The organism is Actinosynnema sp. NPDC053489, assembly GCF_044544865.1.
GTDB lineage: Bacteria > Actinomycetota > Actinomycetes > Mycobacteriales > Pseudonocardiaceae > Actinosynnema.
Genome location: NZ_JBITXT010000012.1, coordinates 137,168 through 159,188, shown reverse-complemented (window position 1 = coordinate 159,188; position 22,021 = coordinate 137,168). Strand labels below are relative to the sequence as shown.

General features: G+C 73.5%; 22 protein-coding genes. 11 read left to right on the top strand and 11 right to left on the bottom strand.

Going from position 1 to position 22,021, the window contains the following annotated elements; translation table 11 throughout:
* Positions 1-48 precede the first annotated feature (48 nt).
* Positions 49-957 carry a 3-methyladenine DNA glycosylase gene (locus ACIGNX_RS26165; RefSeq protein WP_396543339.1) on the bottom strand — a complete coding sequence of 303 codons (909 nt, stop codon included), beginning with the start codon at positions 955-957 and terminating at the stop codon, positions 49-51.
* Between the two features lie 268 nt (positions 958-1,225).
* Between ACIGNX_RS26165 and ACIGNX_RS26160 the strand changes: the two genes are divergently transcribed.
* Entirely contained in the window at positions 1,226-1,369 is a 144-nt protein-coding gene (locus ACIGNX_RS26160) for a hypothetical protein (protein WP_396543338.1), read from the top strand.
* A gap of 9 nt (positions 1,370-1,378) precedes the next feature.
* Here the strand turns inward: ACIGNX_RS26160 and ACIGNX_RS26155 are convergent, their stop codons facing one another.
* Positions 1,379-1,654, bottom strand: coding sequence for a hypothetical protein (locus ACIGNX_RS26155; protein ID WP_396543337.1), 276 nt, complete (start codon positions 1,652-1,654; stop codon positions 1,379-1,381).
* 112 nt (positions 1,655-1,766) lie between these two features.
* Between ACIGNX_RS26155 and ACIGNX_RS26150 the strand changes: the two genes are divergently transcribed.
* Entirely contained in the window at positions 1,767-2,393 is a 627-nt protein-coding gene (locus tag ACIGNX_RS26150) for an LmbU family transcriptional regulator (protein WP_396543336.1), read from the top strand.
* 45 nt (positions 2,394-2,438) lie between these two features.
* Here ACIGNX_RS26150 and ACIGNX_RS26145 read toward each other — a convergent pair whose 3' ends face one another.
* From ACIGNX_RS26145 to ACIGNX_RS26135, 3 genes are all read right to left on the bottom strand, one after another.
* Complete coding sequence (locus ACIGNX_RS26145; protein WP_396543335.1) at positions 2,439-3,473, bottom strand: hemolysin family protein; 1,035 nt, start codon at positions 3,471-3,473, stop codon at positions 2,439-2,441.
* Positions 3,470-4,807, bottom strand: a complete 1,338-nt coding sequence (locus ACIGNX_RS26140) for a hemolysin family protein (RefSeq protein WP_396543334.1) — start codon at positions 4,805-4,807, stop codon at positions 3,470-3,472. Before ACIGNX_RS26140 ends, ACIGNX_RS26145 begins: the two co-directional genes overlap by 4 nt.
* Before the next feature lie 151 nt (positions 4,808-4,958).
* Positions 4,959-5,999, bottom strand: coding sequence for a LacI family DNA-binding transcriptional regulator (locus tag ACIGNX_RS26135; protein WP_396543333.1), 1,041 nt, complete (start codon positions 5,997-5,999; stop codon positions 4,959-4,961).
* 118 nt (positions 6,000-6,117) lie between these two features.
* Between ACIGNX_RS26135 and ACIGNX_RS26130 the strand changes: the two genes are divergently transcribed.
* The 3 genes from ACIGNX_RS26130 to ACIGNX_RS26120 are packed head-to-tail and all read left to right on the top strand — an operon-like array spanning position 6,118 to position 9,202.
* Positions 6,118-7,257: a Gfo/Idh/MocA family protein gene (locus ACIGNX_RS26130; protein WP_396543332.1), complete on the top strand. Its 1,140-nt coding sequence runs from the start codon at positions 6,118-6,120 to the stop codon at positions 7,255-7,257.
* Entirely contained in the window at positions 7,254-8,372 is a 1,119-nt protein-coding gene (locus tag ACIGNX_RS26125) for a DUF993 family protein (protein ID WP_396543331.1), read from the top strand. Before ACIGNX_RS26130 ends, ACIGNX_RS26125 begins: the two co-directional genes overlap by 4 nt.
* Positions 8,369-9,202, top strand: a complete 834-nt coding sequence (locus tag ACIGNX_RS26120; protein ID WP_396543330.1) for a sugar phosphate isomerase/epimerase family protein — start codon at positions 8,369-8,371, stop codon at positions 9,200-9,202. The genes ACIGNX_RS26125 and ACIGNX_RS26120 overlap by 4 nt, the downstream gene beginning before the upstream one ends.
* On the opposite strand, the gene gntA is transcribed toward ACIGNX_RS26120, so the two are convergent.
* On the bottom strand, positions 9,192-9,860 hold the full coding sequence (gene gntA / locus ACIGNX_RS26115) for a guanitoxin biosynthesis heme-dependent pre-guanitoxin N-hydroxylase GntA (RefSeq protein ID WP_396543329.1): 669 nt from the start codon (positions 9,858-9,860) through the stop codon (positions 9,192-9,194). The genes ACIGNX_RS26120 and gntA overlap by 11 nt on opposite strands.
* Before the next feature lie 438 nt (positions 9,861-10,298).
* Complete coding sequence (locus ACIGNX_RS26110; protein WP_396543328.1) at positions 10,299-11,597, bottom strand: Dyp-type peroxidase; 1,299 nt, start codon at positions 11,595-11,597, stop codon at positions 10,299-10,301.
* Between the two features lie 115 nt (positions 11,598-11,712).
* On the opposite strand from ACIGNX_RS26110, the gene ACIGNX_RS26105 reads away from it, so the two are divergent.
* A complete protein-coding gene (locus ACIGNX_RS26105; RefSeq protein ID WP_396543327.1) occupies positions 11,713-12,570 on the top strand; it encodes a PP2C family protein-serine/threonine phosphatase in 858 nt (285 codons plus the stop codon).
* A gap of 68 nt (positions 12,571-12,638) precedes the next feature.
* Here the strand turns inward: ACIGNX_RS26105 and ACIGNX_RS26100 are convergent, their stop codons facing one another.
* On the bottom strand, positions 12,639-12,905 hold the full coding sequence (locus ACIGNX_RS26100; RefSeq protein ID WP_396543326.1) for a hypothetical protein: 267 nt from the start codon (positions 12,903-12,905) through the stop codon (positions 12,639-12,641).
* Between the two features lie 157 nt (positions 12,906-13,062).
* Here ACIGNX_RS26100 and ACIGNX_RS26095 point away from each other — a divergent pair, with 157 nt between their 5' ends.
* The gene (locus ACIGNX_RS26095; protein ID WP_396543325.1) at positions 13,063-13,929 is read left to right on the top strand and encodes a helix-turn-helix domain-containing protein; all 867 of its coding nucleotides are present in this window, start codon (positions 13,063-13,065) and stop codon (positions 13,927-13,929) included.
* Complete coding sequence (locus ACIGNX_RS26090; protein ID WP_396543324.1) at positions 13,926-14,114, top strand: DUF397 domain-containing protein; 189 nt, start codon at positions 13,926-13,928, stop codon at positions 14,112-14,114. The genes ACIGNX_RS26095 and ACIGNX_RS26090 overlap by 4 nt, the downstream gene beginning before the upstream one ends.
* A 51-nt stretch (positions 14,115-14,165) precedes the next feature.
* Here the strand turns inward: ACIGNX_RS26090 and ACIGNX_RS26085 are convergent, their stop codons facing one another.
* Positions 14,166-15,206: a serine hydrolase gene (locus ACIGNX_RS26085; RefSeq protein WP_396543323.1), complete on the bottom strand. Its 1,041-nt coding sequence runs from the start codon at positions 15,204-15,206 to the stop codon at positions 14,166-14,168.
* A gap of 97 nt (positions 15,207-15,303) precedes the next feature.
* On the opposite strand from ACIGNX_RS26085, the gene ACIGNX_RS26080 reads away from it, so the two are divergent.
* Positions 15,304-16,011: an SDR family oxidoreductase gene (locus ACIGNX_RS26080; protein WP_396543322.1), complete on the top strand. Its 708-nt coding sequence runs from the start codon at positions 15,304-15,306 to the stop codon at positions 16,009-16,011.
* Here the strand turns inward: ACIGNX_RS26080 and ACIGNX_RS26075 are convergent.
* Positions 15,965-16,921: a helix-turn-helix transcriptional regulator gene (locus ACIGNX_RS26075; protein ID WP_396543321.1), complete on the bottom strand. Its 957-nt coding sequence runs from the start codon at positions 16,919-16,921 to the stop codon at positions 15,965-15,967. The genes ACIGNX_RS26080 and ACIGNX_RS26075 overlap by 47 nt on opposite strands.
* A 42-nt stretch (positions 16,922-16,963) precedes the next feature.
* Between ACIGNX_RS26075 and ACIGNX_RS26070 the strand changes: the two genes are divergently transcribed.
* A complete protein-coding gene (locus ACIGNX_RS26070) occupies positions 16,964-17,632 on the top strand; it encodes an alpha/beta fold hydrolase (RefSeq protein WP_396543320.1) in 669 nt (222 codons plus the stop codon).
* A gap of 9 nt (positions 17,633-17,641) precedes the next feature.
* Complete coding sequence (locus tag ACIGNX_RS26065; RefSeq protein WP_396543319.1) at positions 17,642-18,373, top strand: maleylpyruvate isomerase family mycothiol-dependent enzyme; 732 nt, start codon at positions 17,642-17,644, stop codon at positions 18,371-18,373.
* 338 nt (positions 18,374-18,711) lie between these two features.
* Here ACIGNX_RS26065 and ACIGNX_RS26060 read toward each other — a convergent pair whose 3' ends face one another.
* Positions 18,712-21,603 (bottom strand): glycoside hydrolase family 9 protein, encoded by a 2,892-nt coding sequence (locus tag ACIGNX_RS26060; protein ID WP_396543318.1) that lies wholly within the window; start codon positions 21,601-21,603, stop codon positions 18,712-18,714.
* Between the last annotated feature and the right edge of the window lie 418 nt (positions 21,604-22,021).

Here is a 22,021-nt window from a genome sequence, read left to right as displayed (position 1 = left end):
AATCACGCTAACAGGTGACAGTTGGGGACCGGGTGAAGTCACTCCAGGTCATCGGGTGGCGACGGGCGCGGGGTGGTCCGCCCCCGGGAGGTGCGCGGACAGCGTTCGCGTCAGCCCGATCAACCGGGCCCTCAGGGGCGCGGCGGCCTCGGCGAACGCGCTCTGCTGCCGCACGTACTCGGCGCGGCCCTCGGCGGTCTCGATCGGCACCGGGTCGTAGCCGAGGTCGGCCAGGTCGTACGGGCTGGCCCGCATGTCCAGCTCGCGGACCCGGGCGGCCAGCTCGAAGCAGTCCGCGACTAGCTCGGACGGGGTGGCCGGGTCCAGCTTGTAGGCCCACTTGAACAGGTCCATGTTCGCGTGCAGGCACCCCGGTTGCTCCAGCTCCACCTGCGTCTCGCGGGTCGGCTGCAGCGCGTTGCGCGGCCGCGCGTCGGCGGTGAAGAAGCGGAACGCGTCGAAGTGGCCGCACTGCACCCGCTGCGACTCCACCACCCGGTCGGTGCCCTCGCCGCCCAGCCGCAGCGGCCACGCGTTGTGCCGCACCTGGTCGGGCCGCTGCCGGTACACCATCGCCCACTCGTGCAGCCCGAAGCACCCGAGCCGGGGCGCGCGGCCGGCGGTCGCGGTGAGCAGCCGCCCGGCGAACCCGATCGTGGCGGCGCGGTCCCGGGCGAACGCCTCGACGTCCAGCGCCACCCCGTCGGGGGTGCGCCGGTAGACCGGCCACCTGAGGTAGGCCAGCGCCGCGTCACCCTCGAGGGCCACCCCGGGCCCGGGGTGCCAGCGCTCCAGCCGCGACGGGCGGTGCGAGTAGTAGGAGAACAGGAAGTCCAGCACCGGGTGCTTGCGACCGGCGGCCCGGCGCTCGTGGTGCGGCCCGGTCCACCGCCGGACCCGCTCCGCGTGCGCGTCGCGGCGCGCGGTCCACTCGGCTTCCGGCAGCACGACCCCCACGGCGCACCAGGGTACTTCGCCCCGGACCGGCGCCGGCCCGAACCCGGGCCGGCACCGGTCGGCAGGTGTGGTCCACGTCGGGGACGGGTGCGGGTGCAGGCCGTCGCGGTGGTCGTGTTCGCGCAGTCGGCGGTCGTGATGGTGTGGAACGCCTGCTCGTAGTCGAGCAGGCAGCGGTTCACGTCGCCCGGGCTGCCGGGGCGGGTGCTCACCGGCCACCGGGCGCCGGCCCGGGTCGATGCCGTTGGGCGCGTCGGCCGGTGGCTTCGTGGCGGCCGGGTCCGGGTTGCGGGCGGTGTGGCCGGCGGCGGGGGTGGTCCGGGTCGGGGCGCTGGTGACGGCGTGGCGCGGGCTCTCGCCGGGTGCGTTCCGGGAAGCGGGGGCGTTGGCCGCCGCGACCGCGGTCCGGTGAGACGGGCGCCTACAGCGGGGGGATCAGCCCCGGGAACTTCCTGGCGCCCGTGCAGTGCGGGCATTCGCGGCCGTTGTCGACCGTCCTCGGCACGCCGCCGATCACCGCCGACGTGGGGTTGGCGATGAAGCCCGCGCCGCCGCACAGGTGGCAGATGGTCCGGGGCTCCGACGTCACGCCGAACAGGTCGTCCTCGTCCTCGACGTCCTCGTCGTCGTCGTAAACGTCCTCGTCCTCTTCCGGGTCGAAGTCGTCTTCCTCGTCGTCACCTTCACGCGGGTCCACGGGGGCAACGGTAGCCGGGCGCCGGAGGGACGGCGTGGCGGGTGTGAGCGGATGTTGACCGGTGTGTGAGGGGCGCTTGGGTAAGTAAGGACGCCTGGAGCTGATCAGGGGGATGCGAGTGGACAAGGTGAACGCGGTGCGGCGTCGTCGTCCCGGCGGCGCGGTCGAGGGGCGGATCCTCACCACCCCGGTGGGGTTGGCGTTCCCCCGGGACGTCACGTTCGAGTCCTGGGAGCAGGCGGGGCAGCGGATCTCCCGCATCGCCAGTTCCTCGGCCCGGTACCTGGGTGACTGGCTGGTCTACGGCCAGGACCGCTACACCGGCAGGTACCGGCGGGCGGTCGAGGCGGTGGGGCTCGACTACCGGACGTTGCGCAACTACGCGTGGATCGCGCGGAAGTTCGAGGCGTCGCGGCGGCGGCCCGGGCTGCCCTTCCAGCACCACGCGGAGGTCGCGGCGCTGCCGCCGGCCGAGCAGGACAGGTGGTTGGACCTCGCCGAGCGGGAGGGGTGGTCGCGCACGGCGCTGCGGGAGAGCCGGGAGCCCGGGCCCGGGCCGCTGCGCGCGGTGCTGCCCAGGATCACCGCGGCCGGCGAGGCGGTGGACCGCCGGCGGCGGGCGGCGACGGCGGTCGACGTCGACTTCGAGGAGTGGGTGGTGGCGGCCCTGGACCAGGCGGCCGACCGGGACCTGGAGCCGGCGGGCCTGCGGTCGTTGCCGGTGCGGTCGGCGTCGTGACGAGGGGGTGCGGGCTCCCGGTTCGGTGCCCCCACCCCCTCGTGGTCACGGTTCGCGGCGGACGTGGGTGCCGTCGCGGACCGTGCCGACGTACTCCTCGACCAGGTCCTCCAGCGCCACCAGGCCGCGCACGACGCCGTCGGCGGACACGGCTTGCGCTAGGTGGCTCTGCGAGCGCCGCAGCGACGCCACGGCGTCGTCCAGGCTCGCGTCCACCGGCACGCGCGGCAGGCCGCGCACCCGGCCCGGCGGCACCCGCGTGGACGGTTCGGCGTCGGCCAGGTCCAGCACGTCCTTGACGTGCAGGTAGCCGATCAGCCGGTCGTCGTCGCGGACCGGGAAGCGGGAGAAGCCGGTGGCCGACACGGCGGCCTCGACCTGCTCCATCGTGGGGCGCGCGGGCACGGAGGTGACCCGGTCCAGCGGCACCAGGACGTCGGCGACGGTCCGTTCCGCCGAGGAGAGGGTCTGGGTCAGCCGGCGGTGCTCGGAGTCCTCCAGCAGGCCCTCCTCCCGCGACTGGCCGATCAGCAGGGCCAGCTCGTCCCGCGTGTAGGCCGACTCCAGCTCGTCCCTCGGCGTCACGCCGACGAGCTTCAGCACGGCCGTGGACGCCACGGTGAACCCGCGCAGCAGCGGCGCGGCCAGCCGGCAGAACCAGTAGTGCACGGGCACGAGCAGCAGCGCGGTGCGCTCCGGCCCGGCGATGGCCAGGTTCTTCGGCACCATCTCGCCCAGCACGGTGTGCAGGGCCACGACGATGATCAGCGCGAGGGCGAACGCCACGCCGTGGCGGACCGCGTCGGGGACGCCGATGCCGTGGAACGGGGCCTCCAGCAGCGCGGCCACCGCCGGTTCGCCGAGCGCGCCCAGGCCCAGCGAGCACAGCGTGATGCCCAGCTGCGCGCCCGCGATCAGCAGCGGCAGCTCGCGGCCGGCCTTGAGCACCGTGCGCGCCCGGCTGCTGCCCTGGTCGGCCAGCGCCTCCAGCCGGTCGCGGCGGGCGGTGATGATGGCGAACTCGGAGCCGACGAAGAAGGCGTTGCCCGCCAGCAGGAGCACGACGACCAGCGCGATCACCGGGCCACCCCCGACGCGTCGGCCGCGGTGTCGACGCGGGCCACCCGCAGCTCGGCCACCCGGTGCCGGTCCATCTGCACCACGGTGATCCGCCAGTCGTCCACGCGGATCTCGTCGCCGGCGTGCGGGATGCGGCCCAGCCGGGCCAGCACCAGCCCGGCCACGGTCTCGTAGTCGCCCTCCGGCATCCGGAACCCGGTGGCCTCGGCCACCTCGTCGTCGCGCAGCAGGCCCGACACCAGCCAGGCATCGCCGCCCAGCCGGCGCACCGGCGAGGTCTCCCGCCGGTCGTGCTCGTCGCGCACGTCGCCGACGATCTCCTCGACCAGGTCCTCCAGCGTGACGAGGCCGGCCGTGCCGCCGTACTCGTCGACGACCAGCGCCGTCTGGAGGCCGGAGGCGCGCAGCCGGTCCAGCAGCGCGTCGCCCTCCAGCGTGGCGGGCACCGTCTGCACGGGCCTGGTCAGCGCGGACACCGGCGTCGTGGCCCGCTGCGAGCGCGGCACGCCGAACGCCTGCTTGACGTGCACGATGCCGCGCACCTCGTCCAGGTCGCCGTTGTAGACCGGGAACCGGGAGATGCCCGTCTCGCGCGCCTTGGCCACCAGGTCGAGCACGGTGGCGTCCGAGCGCAGCGACTCGACCCGCACGCGGGGCGTCATCAGCTCCTCCGCGGTGCGGTCGCCGAACCGCAGCGAGCGGTCCAGCAGGGTCGCCGTGCCGGGGTCGATGGTGCCCTGCTCGGCGCTGGAGCGGATCAACGCGCCCAGCTCCTGCGGGGAGCGGGCCGAGGCCAGCTCCTCCGCCGGTTCCACGCCGAGCCTGCGCACCAGCCAGTTCGCGGTGCCGTTCAGGCAGGTGATCAGCCACTTGAACACGGCGGAGAACCCGGCCTGGACGCCCGCGACGGCACGCGCGGTCTCCAGCGGCTTGGCGATGGCCAGGTTCTTCGGCACCAGCTCGCCGAACACCATCGACAGCGCGGTGGCCAGCGCGAGCGCCAGCGTCAGGGCGATCGGCCCGGCCACCGAGGCGGGCACGCCGACGCCCGTGAGGGCGGGCGAGATCAGCTCGGCGATGGCCGGTTCGGCGATGTAGCCGGTGATCAGCGTGGTGATGGTGATCGCCAGCTGGGAGCCGGAGAGCTGGAACGACAGGGACCGGTGCGCCTTCTCCACGGTCCTGGCCTTGGCGTCGCCGACGCGGTCGACGTGCGCCTCGACGGTGCTGCGCTCCAAGGCGGTCAGGGAGAACTCGGCGGCGACCGCGATGAACGTGCCGATGGTGAGCACCACCACCGCGGCGAGGCCGAGCAGGCTGAGGATGATGGTCATCCGACCCACCCGGGGTGGGTCTGGTGGGGCTGGCAGCCGGGTATCGGACCCGGCTCGGTACTGCAGCCCGGGGACTGCGCGTCGCGCACTGGAGGGATCACTCCTCGTGAGGGGTGGTCGTACGGTGTCCAGAATAGAGCGTAACGACCGGTCAGCGCAGTCCGATACCGCTGGGAGGGGATGTGGAGGCCCGCAGCACCACCTCGCCGGCGACCCGCACCGTGCGCGGCGCGCCCACCACGTCGTCCAGCACCAGCCGGGCCGCCCGCTCGCCCATGCCCTCCAGCGGCAGCCGCACGGTGCTCAGCGCGGGCACCAGGTCGCGCAGGGTCGGGATGTCGTCGAACCCGGCGACCGAGACGTCCTCCGGCACGCGCAGGCCGTGCTCCCGCAGGGCCGCCGTCGCGCCCAGCGCCATCACGTCGTTGACGGCGAACACGCAGGTCGCGCCGGTGCGGGCGGCGATGAGGTCGGCCACGGCCGCGTGCCCGCCGTCGCGGGTGAAGCCGCTGGGGATGACGTTGGCGCCGGGCAGCTCCAGCCCCTCGTCGGCCAGCCCGGCCCGGAACCCGGCGAGCCGGTCGCGGGCCACCAGGAGGTCCGGCGGGCCGGCCAGCACGGCGAACCGGCGGTGGCCCAGCGCGGCCAGCCGGCGGGCCAGCGCGCGGGCCCCGGAGCGGTTGGCGGGCACGACGGTGTCCGTGCCGAGCTTGGCCTGTGAGACGCACGCCACGCGACCGCCCTGGGCGGTGAACGCGGTGATCTCCTCGGCGAGCAGCCGGGACGCGGACCGGTCGGTGGTGCGGCTGCCCGCGATCACCAGGGCGCGGGCGCGGTGCGCGCGCAGCGTGTTGACCAGCTCGACCTCGCGGCGCGGGTCGCGGCCCGTGGTGCCGAGCACGACGACCAGGCCCGCCTCCTCGGCGATCCGCGTCACACCGGCGGCGATGCTGGAGAAGTACGGGTCGGCGATGTCGTGCACGACGAGGCCCACCAGGAGGCTGGAGTTGCGCGCGAGGGCCTGGGCGGAGGCGTTGGGCAGGTAGCCGAGCCGGCGCGCGGTGCCGATCACCCGTTCCCGCAGCTCCTCGCTGACCTGTCGGGTGCTGCCGTTGAGCACGCGCGACGCGGTGGCGAGCGACACGCCCGCTTCCCTCGCCACTTCCGCCAGCGTGACCTGCCGCGACGTCAACGCCGCCTCCTTCGCCTCTCCGGTCCGGCGAGACTAACCCGCTGGGAGGTTGACGTCCGTGACGAGCCGATCGTAGCGTGTTGGAAAGCGCTTTCCCAGCCCACGAGCGGAGTCACGCATGGCGGTGCGCACGATCGGCGTCGCGTTGAACGGGGTCACGGGGCGGATGGGGTACCGGCAGCACCTCGTCCGGTCGGTCCTGGCCCTCCGCGAGCGGGGAGGGGTCCGGGTCGGCGACGACGTGCTGGTCCCCGAGCCGCTGCTGGTCGGTCGCGACGCCGCGAAGCTGAAGGACCTCGCCGAGCGGCACGACCTGCCGCGCTGGACCACGGACCTCGACGCCGCCCTGGGCGACCCGGACGTGCGGGTCTACTTCGACGCGCAGGTCACGTCCGCGCACGTGGCGGCGCTGACGGCGGCGATCGACGCGGGCAAGCACGTCTACAGCGAGAAGCCGGTCGCCGCCACGCCGGAGCAGGTCGCGGAGCTGGCCCGGCGCGCGGACGCGGCGGGGGTGCGGCACGGCGTGGTGGCCGACAAGCTCTACCTGCCGGGCATCCGCAAGCTCAAGCGCCTGCTCGACGGCGGGTTCTTCGGCCGGGTGCTGTCGGTGCGCGGCGAGTTCGGCTACTGGGTGTTCGAGGGCGACTGGCAGGCCGCGCAGCGGCCGTCGTGGAACTACCGCGCCGAGGACGGCGGCGGGATCGTCGTGGACATGTTCTGCCACTGGAGCTACCTGCTGGAGGGGCTGCTGGGCCCGGTGCGGGCGGTGACCGCGCGGGCCGTCACGCACCTCCCCACCAGGTGGGACGAGAACGGCGAGCCGTACGAGGCGACGGCCGACGACGCGGCGTACGCGATCTTCGAGCTGGCGGGCGGCGTGGTGGCGCAGGTGAACTCGTCGTGGGCGGTGCGGGTGCACCGCGACGAACTGGTCGAGTTCCAAGTGGACGGCACGCACGGCAGCGCCGTCGCGGGGCTGCGCAACTGCGTGGTGCAGCCGCGGGCGGTCACGCCGAAGCCGGTGTGGGACCCGGACGTGCCCTCGTCCGCCGACTTCCGCGCGCAGTGGCAGGAGGTGCCCGACAACGAGGTGTTCGACAACGGGTTCCTGGTGCAGTGGGAGGAGTTCCTCCGGCACGTCGCGGTCGGCGCGCCGTTCGCGCACGACTTCCACTCCGGCGTGCGGGGCGTGCGGCTGGCCGCGCTGGGCCTGGAGTCCTCCCGCACCGGGCGGCGGGTCGAGGTCCCGGCGTGACCGCGGTGCTGCTGCCCGCCCGGGACGGCACGTTCCGCCGGCACCGGCTGTCCCCGCCGCGGACGTGGGAGCGCGGGCCGTTCGGGTCGCGGGTCGCCTTCGCCGCCGCGCACGTCGTGGCCGACCCGTTCGCGCCCAACGCGCCCGGCGCGCCCGCGGTGCTCGACTGGGACGCCACGCTGGCCCACCGGGTCCGGTTGTGGGAGCACGGCTTCGGCGTCGCCGAGGCCATGGACACCGCCCAGCGCGGCATGGGCCTGGACTGGCCCACCGCGCTGGAGCTGGTCCGGCGCAGCGCCTCGATCGCCACCGGACCGCTGGCGGCCGGCGTCGGCACCGACCACGGCACGGCCGACCCGCTGACCGCCTACCGGGAGCAGTTGGCCGCCGTGGTGGACGCGGGGGCGCAGCCGGTCCTCCTGTGCAGCCGGGAGCTCGCCGCCGCCGCGCGCGGGCCCGAGGACTACCAGGAGGTGTACGGGGCGCTGCTGGAGGAGGTGGACCGGCCGGTCGTGCTGCACTGGCTCGGCACGGCGTTCGACCCGGCGCTGGAGGGCTACTGGGGTTCCTCGGACACCTCCACGGCGACCGGCCACCTCCTGGACCTCGTCCGCGCCCACCCGGACAAGGTCGACGGGGTGAAGGTGTCGCTGCTCGACGCGGCGCACGAGGTCGCGCTGCGGCGGGCGCTGCCGGCCGGCGTGCGCTGCTACACCGGCGACGACTTCGCCTACCCCGAGCTGATCGCGGGCGACGCCCACGGGCACAGCGACGCGTTGCTGGGCATCTTCGACGCCATCGCGCCCGCCGCCGCGACCGCGTTGCGCGCCCTGGACGCGGGCGACCGCGCCCGCTACGACGAGGTGCTGGAGCCGACGGTGGCCCTGTCGCGGCACGTCTTCGGCGCGCCGACGTACCACTACAAGACCGGGGTGGTGTTCCTGGCGTGGCTGGCCGGCTTCCAGGACGCGTTCACCATGGTCGGCGGCCTGCAGTCGGCGCGGGACGTGGTGCACCTCGGCGAGGCGCTGCGGTTGGCCGACCTGGCTGGGCTGCTGCCCGACCCGGAGCTGGCCGCCCGGCGGTGGGGGCGGCTGCTGGGGGTGCTGACGTGAGGCTGTCGCTGAACCAGGCCACGGTGAAGCGGGCCTCCGTGCCCGAGGTGGTCGACGTGTGCGCGCGCCACGGTATCCCGGCCGTGGGGCTCTGGCGCGACCCGGTGGCAGGGCACGGGTTGCGGCGCACGGCGTCGCTGGTGGCCTCGGCGGGCCTGGAGGTGTCGTCGCTGTGCCGCGGCGGGTTCTTCACCGGCCGCGACCCGCGGTTGGACGACAACCGGCGGGCCGTCGACGAAGCCGCCGCCCTCGGCGCGCGGTGCCTGGTGCTGGTGCCCGGCGGCGTGCCGGACCGCGACCTCGTCGCGGCGCGGGCGCGCGTCGCCTCGGCGCTGGAGGTGCTCGCGCCGTACGCGGAGCAGGCCGGGGTGCGGCTCGCGGTGGAGCCCATGCACCCGGTGTTCTGCGCCGACCGGGGCGTGGTGTCGACGCTGGGCCAGGCGCTGGAGCTGGCCGCCCCCTACCCGCCCTCGGTGGTCGGCGTCGTGGTCGACGCCCTGCACGTGTGGTGGGACCCGGCGCTGGCGGCCGACGTGCGGCGGGCCGGGCCGCGCATCGCCTCCTACCAGGTGTGCGACTGGATCACGCCGCTGCCCGCCGACGTGCTGCTCGGGCGCGGCCTGCCCGGTGACGGGCACATCGACCTGGTCGGGCTCACCGCGCTGGTCGCCGGGACCGGCTACACCGGGCACGTCGAGGTCGAGGTGTTCAACAAGGAGGTGTGGGCGCGGCCGTTCGACGCGGTGGCGGCGGAGCTGGTGCGGCGGCACGCGACGGGCTGGGAGCCGGTCGTGGACGGCGGCCGCGACCGGCTCCCGGTCACGCCGTAGCGCCGCCGTCGGTGCGCGGGGTGAACGGGCACCGCCACTCGGGCTCGGTGAACCGGCCCCCGTAGTGCCGGGCCTCGTCGCGGTACTTCACGAAGCTCGGGTTCACCGCGCCGTGGAACTCCCGCTCGCGCTTGCGGATCTTGCTCTTGAGCTTGAGGAACTTCATGCCGAGCGCGTTGAACTGGATGTGCGAGTTGAACACCAGCGCGGGCTTGCGGAAGCGACGGCTCGGGCGCGACGCGCCGGGGTGCAGCCCGACGATGAAGAAGGGGTGCGACCCGACCGAGAACGCGAAGTTCGACGAGGCCGGGTCGGAGTCGTAGAGGTCGCTCCACGGGTGCTGCGCGCTGTCCTCGTCGTGCAGGCGTTGCAGGTGGTCCCACACCAGGGCCTCGAACTCGTGCTCGGTGGTGCGGGCCGGTTCGTCGAACGTGGCGACGAACGAGGTGAAGCTGCGGTCGCTCGGCTCGAAGCCCTTGAGGAAGGTGAGCAGGTCCTGGTGGTGGTCGAGCACCGACTCCGGGCCGAGCGCCCGGTAGTGGTGGTGGACGATCGTGTTCCGGCGCAGCGCGGCACGGGCGCCGAGGCACACGAAGTCCTCCTCGGAAATGAAATCGGCCAGCGCTTCCCGCACCTCTTGGTCGACGTTTTCGAACATGGTGATTGCCCTCGGGGGTTCATCAGGCGGGAGACCTGTCGCCGGGGACGCTACACCGCCCGGTCCCGGGTCGTTCCGGACTCGCTTCGGATTCGCCAAGCCACTTCCGGCCGCTGGTCGGGGGCGGGTCGCCGCGGTATTCCACCCCGTTCGGAGGCGCGTGGCGCACCCGGGCGCCAGGAGTGATCCCCGCGCTTCCGGGCAGGTCACACGTGCTGTCAGGAGTGCGCGCCGGTGTTGATTCCGGGGCACCGCCGAACTGATTCGGCGAACCGTTCACAGGGTCGACCACGCGTTAACGCCGGTGCAGCGCGGCGACCGCGAACGCGGCGATATATGCGCCGTATATCGCGGATATAGACGAAGGTGCTCGCACTCGTCCCGCGGTGCGGGGAGCCGGTCGTGGACGGCGGCCACGACCGGCTCCCGACCACCCCCTCAGCGGGGCAGTTCCCGGCCCGCGGCCAACAGCCGCAGCGTGCTCCTGGACGGCACCAGCGCGTACAGCGCCCCGGTCGTCCGCACGAACCGACCGCCGAGGACGGGGTCGACCCCGGTGGGCGCGCCGCGCTCGCCCGGCGCGAAGTCCGGGTTGTGCGCCCAGGTCTGCTGGATGAACTCGAACTGCTCCGCCAACGACGTGCAGTGGGCCACGAACACCAGGCCGCGCTCGCCGTCGCGGGTCGGCCCGAACGGGATGCCCCGGCGCAGGATGCGGTGCCGGCGGGGCGTCCTGTGGGTGAACGCGCGCGGGTTGGTCTTGCGGATGTGCGCCGGGCACGGCGTCGTCGCGCCCGTCGGGTCGTCGGAGTAGTCGAAGTCGTTGCCCGGCCCGGCGGCCAGCGGCCTGCCGTCGGGGTGCCTGCCGATGCTGCGCGGCCCGAGCCCCTTCGCCTCGACGGCCTCCCGCCAGCCCTCGACGTCCTGGGTGAGGCGGCGGACCACCTGGATCGAGCCGTCGGCCAGCCACGCGGCGGCGTGCGGGCGGGCCGACTCGGCGGGGTGGCCGAAGACGAACTCGCCCGGGGCGACCAGCAGCGACCCGGGCCGGCCCGCGCGGTGGCCCGGCCGGTCGCCGTCCTCTTGGTGGAAGCCGCGCACGCCCGGCTGCGAGATGCCGTCCTTGTAGCCGAAGTGCTCGCGCCCGCGCCGTTCGCCCGGCAGCGTGGCGGCGCGCTGCTCGTGCACCACGGTGACGCCGAGCAGGTCGTCGAGGACGTCCAGGTCGCGGGCGGTGGCGTCGAGGCGGTCGGGGTCGTCGGAGGCGACCGTGACGACGGCGTGGACGTGCTGGTGCGCGCGGCCGAACAGCCAGTGCGCGGGCGCGGAGTCGCCGGTGTCGCGGTTGGCCCGCGCCGCCTGCTCGGCGGTGTGCGGGAAGTGCGGCCGCAGGTCCTGCGCGGTCGCCTCGGGGTTGATGCTCAGCTCGACCAGGCCCTCGGGCGTGAGCGAGACGTTCGCCCAGGTGGCGCGCAGCCCGGCCGGGTCGGCGCCGGACAGCCGGCGGGCCAGCGAGAAGACCTCGTTGAAGTCCTCCACGTCGGCGGTGCTGCTGACGTGCCCGAGCACGGCCGCGAGCCAGGTGCGCCCCAGCCCCTCGTCGGTGAAGCGCACGAACCGGAAGAGCTGGTGGTCCTTGTTGAAGGCGGCCAGCACGTTGCCCTGGACCTCGTGCGAGTCGCGCAGCGGGGTGCGCGCCCGCAGCGGGTGCCCGCGCGGGTGCGGCAGGTCGGTCATCGGTCACCTCCCTGCCAGACAGGAGCGTCACGCAGCGCGCCGGATACGTCGCGCTCGGTTGGAATCGCCCGCTGGTGTGACGACGGGACGGCCGGTGTCGCGGGAGGATGCGAGCGTGACCACGCCTACCGGCACCACGACCGGACCCGCCACGCGGGTCCGGGTCGGGGCCGCGACCTCACGGGGCCCGAGCCGCCCCCTCAACGCCGACGCCCACGCCCTGCACTGGCACCGCGGCACGCTCGCCGCGGCGGTGGTGGACGGGACCGGCTCGACACCGGAGGTCGCCGAGTTCGCCCGGGTGACCTCCGCCGTCGCCGCCCGCGTGGCCGCGCGGGAGACGCCGGTGCTCGGCGTCGTCGCCGCCTCCGCGCCCTACACCGACCTGGAGGACGCCGGCGGCGCCGGGCCCAACGGCGCGATCGTCGTGGCCTCGGTGCGCCGGGGCGGGTACTGGCGCATCGCCCACGCCGGCGACAGCTCCGCCTACGGCCTCAAGGAGGACGGCAGCCTGCACCGCTTCACGACCCCGCACACCCTCGGCGAGGAGCTGCGGCAGCGCGGCGTCCCCGACGCCGAGGCCGCCGCGCACGACCACAAGCTGCGGCACAACGCGGGCCGCGTCCCCCTCTACGGCGTCGAGGGCGTCCAGGCGGTCGCCGGGCTGCTGGTCCTCGCGTCCGACGGCCTCAAGCTGCCCCACGAGCGGTTCCGCGGCCTGCTCGTCGCGCACGGCCACGACCCGCAGCGCTGCGCGGAGGAGCTGGTCGACGCGGCCCGCGCGCACGGCAGCCGTGACGACGTCACGGTCCTGGTCATCCCCCACCCCGACCGCCCTGCGACCACCTGTTCCACCGACGAGAGGACCGACGATGAGCCACGACCGGAAGGAACCACCGGACCCGAAGAACCCGCCGGCCGACGACAGCCCGACCCACGAGTTCCCGCGGGTGCCCGGCAAGTAGTCGGCTGACGGGCCGGGCGGCGTGCCCGCACCACGCCGTCCGGCCCCGGCCTCGCCCCGGAGGTCCCGCGCCACCGTCACCCGAGCCAGACCAGGTGGGCGCGCCGCGTCCCCGCCGACCGCGAGCTGATCTCGAAGACCGTGCGCGCCGACTCGGCGCTCTGCGAGCTGAGGTGGAACCCGCCCTCGACGGCGCTGACCTCGGCGCGGTCCTCGAACTCCACGCCGTAACCGGCCACGCGAACGCCCTCCCGCTCGCCGTGCTCCTCCACGATCGCGAACAACCGCGGTGCCTCCTCGTGCGCCACCTCGCGCACCAGCTCGGTGAACTCCTGCTCGGTCACGCCGCCTCCCTTCGCCCCACTGGTCCAGCCAGTGGTTATCACGCTGCGTCACCGCTACGGTGACTGCCCGCAAGGCTGCCGACCTTCGACGTGGAATGCAAAGAACGCAGAGGGGCGCCTTGCGTTCGCCACGCAGCACTAGGAGAGGTTCGACATCGTGGCCGTGAAGAAGAGCGCGCCGACCATCCGGTTGCGCAGGCTGGCCGGTCAGCTCCGACGACTCCGCGAGGGGACGGGCCTGCGCCGGGAGGACGTCGAGGAGCGCGGCGGCCTGCACCCCACCACGCTGTACCGCATCGAGACGGCCAGGTCCCGCCCCCAGTACCGGACCCTGGACATGCTGCTCAAGCTGTACGCGGTGCCGACCGACGAGCAGGTCCGGCTGAAGGCGCTCTACAAGCAGTCGGCGGGCGAGGGGTGGATCCGGCCCTGGCACGAGCAGCTGCCCGAGGGCTACACCGCCTACATCAGCTTCGAGCGCGAGGCGCGCGGCCTGCGCCACTACGCCGGGACGTCGATCCCGGGCCTCCTGCAAACCCCGGAGTACGCCCGCGCCGTGACGCGCGGTGTCCTGCACGGGGCGACGGCCGATCAGGTCGAAGACGTCGTGACCGCCCGCATCGACCGGCAGGCGGTGCTGACGAAGGAGGAGCCGCTGAGGTTCTGGGTCGTCCTCGACGAGGCGTCCCTGCACCGGGAGGTCGGCGGGCCGGGCGTCATGAGGGCGCAACTCACCCGGCTGCTCCGGGCGGCCGAAGCGCCGAACATCACGATCCAGGTGGTCCCGTTCGGTTCGGGTGCCCACCCGGGCATGCCGGGCCAGTTCATCGTCATGGACTTCGGAGATCCACTCGACACCGATTTGATCTACATCGACGGTCCGGCCGGTGAGATATTCTTGGAGTCGGAGGCTGACATCGAGCGCTTCCGGGCCGACTTCGACCAGCTCGTGGCGGTAGCCGGCAGTCCTGACGACTCGCTGGCGCTGATCGCCGGTCGGGAAAGGGAGTTCGCGCACAGATGAGGCACGCGGATTCGGCCGGTGTGGCCTGGCGCAAGAGCAGCTTCAGCACCAGCGGCGAGTGCGTCCAGGTGGCGGCGGTGGGGGAGGGGTTCGCGACGCGCGACTCCAAGAACCCCGTCGGGCCGACGTTGTCCTTCGGCGCCGGGCCGTGGCGGACGTTCCTGGCGGCGTTGAAGAACTCCTGATCGCGTGGTCGAGGCCCGCCCCGGCGACCCGGGGCGGGCCTCACCGCGTGGTCAGCCGCCGTTGACCGGGCGGTACCGCGGGGTGCGGTACGTGCGCGGGGTGGCGGCGGTGATGCGGAGGACCGAGTCGTACAGCGTGCGGCCCAGGGCCGCGCGGGCGCGCAGGGCCGGGTGGGTCGCGCCGTAGTTGTCGGCGTTGGCCGCCTGGTCGCCGCTGTACCGGCCGGACGCGAACAGCGCGTAGGTGATGATCGGCTTGCCGTTCGCGTCGAACACGATGCCCGCCTCGTTGCGGCCGTCCTCCTCCCAACCGGCCTTCGTGGCCACGTTCAGCCGCTCCGCCGAGGTCAGGTTGAGCCTGATCCCGTCGGTGAACGACGTCAGCGACCGCAGCACCGTGAACAGGTGCTCGGTCGACGCCGCCGACAGCAGCTCGCCGGCCGCCAGCCGGCGCAGCATCGTGAACGTCTCGCGGGCCGTGGTGGTGCCCAGGTAGAACCGGTTCGGGTTGGCCACCGGCACGACCTGCGTGTGCACGAAGCCCTTGGCGCGCAGGATCTCGTTCAACTCCAGCGCCGGCACGACGAGCCCGCACAGCCGCACCGCCGTGTTGTCCGAGACGGTGAGCAGGTTGGCCAGCGCGTGGCCCACCGTCACCGAGCTGGGGTAGCCGCCGTCGAGGTGGAAGATGCCGTCGGTGTCCCGGATGACGATGTCCGCGGTGACCTCGACCCGCTGGTCGAGCCGCACCAGGCCGCGGTCGACCTTGTCCAGCACGGCCAGCGCGACCGCGATCTTGTTCACGCTGTAGGCCTCGACCACGCGGTCCGCCTCGGCCTCGACCGCGGGCTTCACGACGCCGTCCGGGTCGGCCACGCCGATGCAGGACGACCACGTGCCGCCCGCCCGCGCCGTCTCCCACCCGTACTTCAGCGCGATCTTGCGGCGCGCCTGCTCGGCCGTCGTCGGGATCACCGCGTCCCACTCCGCCTCGGTGCTCTGCGCCCGCGCCGTCCCGGCGGTGGAACCGACGACGGCGCTCGCCGCCGCCACCGAGCCCAGCCCGAGCGCGGACCTGCGGTTGATGTTCATGTGCCCCCAATCAGTGGATGTTCCCCAAGACGCCACAGACGGCCCAAATGTTGCTCCGATCCGGTGAATTCGATCAAACCGGCGGTAGCGTGCGGGCATGGGCGATGGGGTGTTCGTGATCACCGGGGCGAGCCGGGGCATCGGCGCGGCGACCGCGCGGCTGGCCGCCGAAGCCGGGTACCGGCTGGTCCTGACCGCGCGGGACACGGGGTCGCTGGCCGGGTTCGCGGCCCGGTTGGGCGGCCCGGACCGGGTGTGGGTGGCGGCGTGCGACGTGCGCGACTACGAGCAGGTCGCGGCGCTCGTGGGCCGGGTCGAGGAGGAGTGGGGGCGCGTCGACGTGGTGTTCGCCAACGCGGGCACGAGCGTGGTCACCTCGTTCACCTCCACCGACGGCGCGCCGCCCGCCGAGTGGAGCGACATGGTGCTGACGAACGTGTGCGGCCCGGCGTTCACCGCGCGGGCGGCGATGCCCGCGTTGATGCGCCACGCCGGGCACCTGGTGCTGACCGGGTCGGCGGCCGGGCGCGGTGTCCGGCCGGGGAACCTCTACTCGGCCACCAAGTGGGCGGTCACCGGGCTGGCGCAGGCGATCCGGGCGGAGTGCGTCGGCACGGGCGTCCGCGTCACGCTGGTGCAGCCCGGCCTGACCGACACCGGCGGCATCCCCGCGTCCCGGGCGGCCGACCCGAAGCTGGAGCCGGAGGACGTGGCCCGCGCCGTGCTGTACGCGGTGGGGCAGCCGCCGACGGTCGACGTCAACGAGATCCTGGTGCGGCCGGTGGGCCAGGCCGCCCACCGGTGAGCCCGTCGGCCGCCGCGCGCAACGCGGCGAGCACCTCCGGCGACGCGTCGAGGGTGTAGGGGGCGCCGAGGAGCAGCAGGTCGGCGGCCACGTGCCCGATCGCGTCCGCGCCCAGCCGCACCCGGCACGTCCGCTCGTCCACCGGCTCCACCCGCCCCGGCAGCGCCACCACCAGGCGCGACCGCACGACCTCCGCCGGCGCGTCGACCAGGGCGGTGCACGTGTACCGGTAGGGCGCGCCGGTGAGCGAGCGCGCCACGTACGCCGCCGGGTCGTCGGGCAGGTCGCGGGGCGTGAAGCGGCGGCCCGTGGCCCTCGGCGCGTCCACCCGGTCGACGCGGAACGTCCGCCAGTCCGCCCGCTCCGGGTCGTAGGCCAGCAGGTACCAGCGGCGGTGGGCGGTCACCAGGCTGCGCGGCTCCACCCGCCGCTCCCGGCCGCGGTGCGTGAACGCCACCACCTCGTGGTCGCGGCACGCCGCCGCCAGCACGCCCAGCGCCGCCGGGTCGGACACCGGGCCGGCCAGGGACATGACGGCGATCGCGTCCCGCACCGCCGCGACCCGGTGCCGCAGCCGGGCCGGGAGCACCTGCTCCAGCTTCGCCAAGGCCCGGGTCGAGGACTCCTCGATGCCCTGCACGCCCGCCGCCGTGCGCAGGCCGACCGCCACCGCGACGGCCTCGTCGTCGTCCAGCAGCAGTGGCGGCAGGTTACGGCCGGACGCGAGCCGGTAGCCGCCCGCCGTGCCGGTCGTGCCGTCCACCGGGTAGCCCAGCTCGCGCAGCCGCTCGACGTCGCGCCGGATCGTCCGGTCCGTGACGCCCAGCCGCTCGGCCAGCTCCGCGCCCGTCCAGTCCCGCCTGCCCTGCATCAGGGACAGCAGGCGCAGCATCCGGCCCGGCATGGTCATCACGGACATCCTATGTCCTAAAGGGCTCCTAGCGTGGTGCCCATGACGACTTACGTGCTCATCCCCGGCGCCTGCCACGGCGGCTGGTACTACGACCCGATCTCCGAGCGGCTGCGCGCCGAGGGCCACGAGGTGCACGCGGTCACGTTGAGCACCGGCCGGGTCAACCTGGACGACCACGTGGCCGAGGTGCTGGACCTGGTCGAGCGGCACGACCTGCGCGACGTCGTGCTCGTCGGGCACAGCTACGGGGGTCTGGTGATCACCTGCGTCGCCGACCGCGTGCCGGAGCGGGTCGCGACGCTGGTGTACGTGGACGCCTTCGTGCCGCGCGACGGCGAGTCGGCGTACGACATCGTGCACGGCGACTGGCGCAGGTGGTACGTCGAGGGCGCGGCGGGCGACGGGTTCGGCGTGGCGCCGCTGCCAATCTTCGACGAGCGCGCCACGCCCCACCCGCTGGCCACGCTGCTGCAACGGGCGCGGATCACCGGCGCGGTCGACCGCGTCGCGGACCGGCGGTACCTGTTCATGGCGGAGTTCCCGGACAGCCCGCTGGCCACCACCCACGAACGGCTGCGCGACGACCCGACCTGGCACGTGGAGTCCTGGCCGTCCGGCCACAACGTGCTGCGCGACGCGCCGGAGCGGTTCCTGGAGGTGCTGAGGTCCGCAAGTCGGGATAAGCCGGGCGTCGGAGGGGCCGCCTAGCGTGGACGGATGAAGGTCCACGACATGCTGGTCGAAGAGCGGCGGCGGATGGCGGACCTCCTCGACGGGCTGGACCCGGGCCGACTGGCCACGCCCAGCCTGTCGGCGGGGTGGACGGTGCACGACGTCGGCGCGCACCTGACCACGTACCTGAGGTTCGGGCAGGCCAAGCTCTACTGGGGCATCGTGACCATGGCCGCCGACTTCGACCGGCTCAACCGCGAGCTGACCGCCCGCGCCGCGCGCCGGTCCACCGCGGAGATCGCCGACCGGCTGCGGCGGTGGTCGACGTCGCGGACGACCATCCCGCGGTCCGGCTACGACCCCGTGCTGACCGACATCCTGCTGCACGACTACGACGTGCGCGTGCCGCTGGGCATCCCGCGCGACGTGCCGGAGGACCGGCTGTGGGTGGCGTTCCAGCACCTGGCGGCCAAGCCGTCGCCGGGCTACGCGATGGGGTCGCGCCTGGCGGGGCTGCGGTTGGAGGCCGCGGACACCGGCTGGAAGTCCGGCAGCGGCGCGGTCGTGCGCGGTGACGCCGAGTCCCTGGTGCTGGCGATGAGCGGGCGCGCGGTCGGGCTGGACGCCCTGGAGGGCGACGGCGTGCCCCTGCTCCGCGAACGCGTCACCGCCCCGCCGCCGCGCGGCGTGCTGGAACGGCTGAAGACCGTGGTCAAGGTCGTGGTGGACCCGCTGCCGCCGGACCGCCGCTCCCGCGACGCCACCGCCAACCCCTGACCCCGCGAGAGTCCTACCTCCACGTCCCGTGTGTCGTACCTCCAGGCCCCGTGAGTCCTACGTTCGCGCCTCGTGAGTCCTACGTTCGCGACCGTTGAGTTGAACGTTCGGCAGACCGGCCGGTATGTCGAACGTTGAACTCGGGTGCTCTGAACGTAGGACTCTCGGGCTCTGAACGTAGGACTCTCGGGCTCTGAACGTACGACTCACGAGGCGTGGAGGTACGACACACGGGACGTGGGGGTAGGACTCTCGGGATGCAGCGGTGGCGGGCTCCGTGGGGAGCCCGCCACCGGTCACGCGGTCGGCCCGTGGTGCCGGGCCGTCCGATCAGGGTGTCACCCCGCCGTGCAGGGGTTCCCGTTCACCCGGAAGTCCGTCGGCTTCGCCGTCGAACCCGACCCGGAGGAGTTGAACCCGATGCTCGTCGACGCGCCCGGCGCGAGCGTCCGGTTCCACGACAGGTTCGTCGCGGTCGCCGCCTGACCCGTCTGGGTCCACGTCGCCGACCAGCCCTGGGTGATCTTCTGGTTGCCCGGCAGGGTGAACTCCAGCTTCCAGCCGTTCCACGACTGGGTGCCGCTGTTCGCCACGGTGATGTTCGCCGACATGCCCGTCGACCAGGTCGACGCCTGCCAGGTCACCTTGCAGTAGCCCGCCACCACGTCCGCCTTGGTCCGCACGCTCACCTGCGGCGACAGGGCCGACTTCAGGTTCGCGCCGTTGCGGGCCACGACGGCGAACTGGTACGCGGTGTCCGGCCGCAGCCCGGTCAGCGTCGCCGACGGGGTGGTGACCGTGGCGACCACGCGCAGCGCGTCACCCTCGACGGAGATGACGTCGTAGTCCTTGACGCCGCTCTCCGCGTCGGTGGACGCGGTCCACGCCAGCTTCACGCCCGTGGTGGTGATGTCCGACGCCACCGGGGTGCCCGGGGTCGACGGGGCCGTGGTGTCGACCGGCGGCGCGACCGTGACCTTCTCGGCCGCCCAGTTGGCGACCCACGCGAGCGCCGAGTTCCAGTTGATCGTGACCTCGTTGACCGAGTACGCCTCGATGTGGTCGACGTAGCACTTCTGCGCCTTGCAGCCGGTGAGCAGGCGCGCGGCGACCGGGTCCTGCAGCGCGCTGTTCGGACCACCCGAGAGCGCGCCGGGCGGCGCGGTCGGCAGGGTCGGGTCGAGCTGGTTGGCCCAGTGCCGGTGGTGCACGTTCTTCACCGGCTGGTCGCCGTAGCCCGAGACGTACGAGTACGACACGGGGTTGCGGCCGAGCAGGTAGTTCAGGCCCTGGAACACGCCCTCGCGGTACTTGGCCGCGCCGGTGAAGTCGTACGCCAGCGCGAGCACCGAGATGTTGTTCGCCACCAGGCCGTTGGAGCCCCAGTCGTAGCCCTCGGTCGGGCGGTACGGGGCCGGGTATGCCTGGGTCGCCATCTGCGACAGGTGCGAGTCGGCCACCGCCGTGAACGCGGACTTGATCGCCGCGACGTCCGCGGTGGGCAGGCCGTTGGGCACGAGGGCCAGCGTGATGTCGCCCAGCGGGCCGGTGGAGCCCCAGTCGAAGCCGCGGGTGCTCAGGCTCTTGCCCTTGTACAGCGTCGACGACGTGACGTCGGTCTTGTAGGCCGACTCACCGGTGGTGGTGAACAGCTCCGCCGCGGCCCAGTAGAACTCGTCGGTCAGGGTCGCGTCGCTGTAGGAGCCGCCGCCGGTGCCGTCGTTCGGGTCGGCGATCTTGTTCGGGTTCGCCTTCGCCGCCGCGTACGCCTTCACGGCCGCCGCCTGCGCCTTGGCCGAGAACGTCGGGTCGATCGTCTTCCAGATGCGGGCCGCCTGGGCCGCCACGGCGGCCGTGTTCAGCGTCGCGGCCGTGCTGGTCGCCGACAGCCTGCGGGCCTGCGGGTCCTGGTGGGGCAGCAGCGGCAGGCCGGTCCAGTTCTGGTCGTGGATCTTGTGGTGCACCATGCCGTCGGGCGCCTGCATCTTCAGCAGGAACTCGACCTCCCAGCGGGCCTCGTCCAGGATGTCCGGGACGTTGTTCGCCTTCTCCGGGATGTTCAGCTTGCCGTCGCCCAGGGCGGAGGCGTCGCCGATCAGCTTCGCGCGCTCGTAGGTGTTGAGCAGCTGCCACGCGGAGATGCCGCCGTTGACGACGTACTTGCCGTGGTCGCCCGCGTCGTACCAGCCGCCGCGCACGTCCAGCGTGTAACCGCAGTTGATCGTCGCCAGGCAGGGGACGTTGTTGTCACCCTGGTTCGGCGCGACGTTGAGGTGGCCGGCCGGGCGCGCGTACTGCTCGCCGACGTACTGCGCCTCGATCGGGATGCCGCTGCGGTTGTGGTAGAAGTACGCCAGCGAGTCGTAGCGCAGCTTCTTGAGCTGGTCCGTCGCGATGTCGAACGGGAAGCTCGTCTCCGTGCCCACGGTCAGCGTGTAGCCGGTGCCCGGGGTGTCGTAGGACGAGAAGTCGATCAGGTGCGTGGTGTCGCCCGACTCGGGGTCCACGGTGCCCTTCGGCACGGTCTGGCCGGTGGCGACCGCGGTGCCGGCGGAGTTCTTCAGCACCCACGTCTGCGCTGCGGTGGCGCTCGAGGTCAGCGTCGCCTGCTTGGGCAGGCCGGGCGCGTAGGCGACCTGGTTGACGTTGATCTTCTTCGCGGGCACGGCCGGGTCGCCGCCCGGCGGCTTCACGCCGCCGATCAGGGAGACGTTGTCCACGCAGACCGTCGTGTCGGCCGCCTGCGCGCCCAGGTGGAACGTCACCTGGCCGGCGCCCGCGTCCGGGAAGTCCAGCTCCGAGGTGAACGTGAAGCTGAAGTGCTGCTTCGTCGTGGTCAGCGAGACGTCCTGCTTGGCGATCTGCCGGTAGGGGCTGACGCCCTCACCGGCCACCGCCGCCGCCGGCCGGGCCACCGAGGCGTAGGCGTCGAAGGACATCGTGTAGGACTGGCCCGCCTCGAACGGCACGCCGTTCTGGCCGATCAGCGCGTCCCACGGGTTGACCGTGCCGCCGGTGACCGTGGCGCACAGCTCGCCGTTGGTGACCCGGTTCGACACGCCGGCGCTGGCCCACCACGGGTCGGCCGAGCCGTTGCCGAACGAACCGTTGACGAGCCGTTCGTAGTCGGCCGCGAAGGCCGTTCCGGACGCTAGCGCGCCGCTGACCGCCACTAGTGCGAGGGCCGCGGTGGCCTGGCGGCGCCACCGGGGAGAGGGAAGCGATCTCATGGACTTGGGTCTCCTCCGTCTGCTCTGACGGTTGACGACGCTTCTGGGAGCGCTCCCTGGGAGCGCTCCCAGGGACTCTAGAGTGACTCGGCGCACATTCACAAGCCTGGTTTTGACCTGCCGTTGACCAAGGGTCACGCGGTGTGAGCGCCACTTCGTGAAGTCGAACCCCCACACCTCGTGTGTCGAACCCCCGGGTCTCGTGTGTCGAACGTTCAGGACCCCCGAGTTCCACGTTCAGGACGACGTCCGGGGACGCGAACGTGGAACTCGGGGGTCGCGAGTGTTCGACACGGGGGGCGCGGGCGTTCGACACACGAGGTCTGGGGGTTCGACACACGGGGTGGTGGGGCGGCGGGGTGGCCCGGCTCGTCGGGGTCGACCGCCCCGGCCGCGTCGCGCTTCGGGCGCTGGTCGC

Coding starts and splice junctions, on each gene's coding strand:
- ACIGNX_RS26150 (WP_396543336.1), top strand. CDS start 1,767: ATGCGAGTGGACAAGGTGAACGCGGTGCGGCGTCGTCGTCCCGGCGGC.
- ACIGNX_RS26140 (WP_396543334.1), bottom strand. CDS start 4,807: ATGACCATCATCCTCAGCCTGCTCGGCCTCGCCGCGGTGGTGGTGCTC.
- ACIGNX_RS26130 (WP_396543332.1), top strand. CDS start 6,118: ATGGCGGTGCGCACGATCGGCGTCGCGTTGAACGGGGTCACGGGGCGG.
- gntA (WP_396543329.1), bottom strand. CDS start 9,860: ATGTTCGAAAACGTCGACCAAGAGGTGCGGGAAGCGCTGGCCGATTTC.
- ACIGNX_RS26110 (WP_396543328.1), bottom strand. CDS start 11,597: ATGACCGACCTGCCGCACCCGCGCGGGCACCCGCTGCGGGCGCGCACC.
- ACIGNX_RS26090 (WP_396543324.1), top strand. CDS start 13,926: ATGAGGCACGCGGATTCGGCCGGTGTGGCCTGGCGCAAGAGCAGCTTC.
- ACIGNX_RS26085 (WP_396543323.1), bottom strand. CDS start 15,206: ATGAACATCAACCGCAGGTCCGCGCTCGGGCTGGGCTCGGTGGCGGCG.
- ACIGNX_RS26080 (WP_396543322.1), top strand. CDS start 15,304: ATGGGCGATGGGGTGTTCGTGATCACCGGGGCGAGCCGGGGCATCGGC.
- ACIGNX_RS26075 (WP_396543321.1), bottom strand. CDS start 16,921: ATGACCATGCCGGGCCGGATGCTGCGCCTGCTGTCCCTGATGCAGGGC.
- ACIGNX_RS26070 (WP_396543320.1), top strand. CDS start 16,964: ATGACGACTTACGTGCTCATCCCCGGCGCCTGCCACGGCGGCTGGTAC.
- ACIGNX_RS26065 (WP_396543319.1), top strand. CDS start 17,642: ATGAAGGTCCACGACATGCTGGTCGAAGAGCGGCGGCGGATGGCGGAC.
- ACIGNX_RS26060 (WP_396543318.1), bottom strand. CDS start 21,603: ATGAGATCGCTTCCCTCTCCCCGGTGGCGCCGCCAGGCCACCGCGGCC.